The sequence below is a fragment of the Nocardia sp. NPDC058058 genome, assembly GCF_042885355.1.
GTDB lineage: Bacteria > Actinomycetota > Actinomycetes > Mycobacteriales > Mycobacteriaceae > Nocardia.
In genome coordinates, this window is sequence record NZ_JBHVSA010000067.1 from 1 (window position 1) to 1,012 (window position 1,012).

At 72.3% G+C, this 1,012-nt stretch carries 1 protein-coding gene; it reads left to right on the forward strand.

Annotated elements, in window-relative coordinates:
- Positions 1–121: 121 nt before the first annotated feature.
- On the forward strand, positions 122–1,012 hold an 891-nt coding region (locus ACFVUS_RS44220; protein ID WP_387781647.1), incomplete at its 3' end, for a N,N-dimethylformamidase beta subunit family domain-containing protein.

Sequence of the window (1,012 nt, forward strand, 5' to 3'; positions counted from 1 at the left end):
GCCGGATATGGCGAACAGTGACGGAGTGCGTGCGTTATGTGATGTGCTGGGACCGCTCGCGACAGCCTCGTGGGCGCGGCCGCAGGCTGCGGCGTCCGGGGGAGTGAGGGAGGGGAACGGTATGGGTGCTGACCCGATCCGGCGGTGGGAGTCAGGTGCGCTCGCGCACGCGGTGAACGACCCCTTCGGCCAGGGCCCCCTGCCCTGGTTCCGGGGCAGCGAGCTCTACTTCGACGACACCGGCCATGTCGTCCCCTGGTACGTGGACCCCGCGGCGGCCGGCGCGGGCCAGATCCCCCGCGCCCGCGGCGCCGGCGGCCCCCGTACGGCGGACGACGTGCACCGGCAGATCAAAGGTTTCGCCTCCACCGGCGCGGTCGCCCCGGGCGAGGCCATCGACTTCCACATCACCGTCGATCCGCCCCAGCAGTTCTCCGTGGACGTCTACCGCATCGGCCACTACGGCGGCGACGGAGCCTCGAAGATCACCACCAGCCCGCGGCTCTCCGGCATCGTCCAGCCCGCGCCCCTCACGGCCGACCGCACCGTCTCCTGCCACCACTGGTGGCTCTCCTGGCGGCTCCAGGTCCCCTCGTACTGGAACCTCGGCGCGTACGTCGCGGTCCTGACCACCGCCGACGGCTACCGCTCCCACATCCCGTTCACGGTCCGGGACGACCACCCGGCCGATCTGCTGCTCCTGCTGCCCGACATCACCTGGCAGGCCTACAACCTCTATCCCGAGGACGGCCGGACCGGGGCCAGCCTCTACCACGCATGGGACGAGGAGGGCCGGCTCCTCGGCGAGGCGGACGCGGCCGTCACCATCTCCTTCGACCGCCCCTACGCGGGCGCCGGCCTCCCGCTGCACGTGGGCCACGCCTACGACTTCATCCGCTGGGCCGAGCGCTACGGCTACGACCTCGCCTACGCCGACACCCGCGACCTGCACGCCGGCCGCGTCGACCCCACCCGCTACCGCGGCCTGGTCTTCCCCGGCCACGACGAGTAC